1 protein-coding gene and 1 pseudogene are annotated in these 328 nt (G+C 39.3%); both read right to left on the bottom strand.

Annotated features, from left to right (window positions below):
* A pseudogene (locus tag RTW80_RS28200) lies at positions 1–110 on the bottom strand (DNA-binding protein); the annotation flags it as partial.
* A gap of 15 nt (positions 111–125) precedes the next feature.
* The coding region (gene hha, locus RTW80_RS28195) for a hemolysin expression modulator Hha (protein ID WP_312721410.1) at positions 126–328 on the bottom strand (203 nt) is incomplete at its 5' end.

Raw genomic sequence — 328 nt, 5'->3', positions numbered from 1 at the left:
TCGAGCAACTGCTCAAAATCAATCTCACGGGCAAACACACGCAATGAACGAATATTCATCATAGTCCGGCTGATAATGCCGTATTCATCTTCTTTAGTCAGTTCGCTCATAATTAATCCTCTTGTTTAATGGACGTACTTCCATACGCCGGAAGGAACCTTATCATAAAGTTTATTCATCACCAGTTCTGCACGGCGGTGATCTGCGGCAGAATAAAATGCCTCTGATTCTGATAAAGGCAGATTGTAACGGTTAATCTCAATAACTTTTTCAAGAGTATCTCTTGATGTACATTTTCTTAACTGAAAAAGCCATTCCTGCTTTGTTT

The organism is Escherichia sp. AM3, assembly GCF_032029835.1.
Lineage (GTDB): Bacteria > Pseudomonadota > Gammaproteobacteria > Enterobacterales > Enterobacteriaceae > Escherichia > Escherichia coli.
This window is presented reverse-complemented; position numbering and strand designations above follow the sequence as displayed.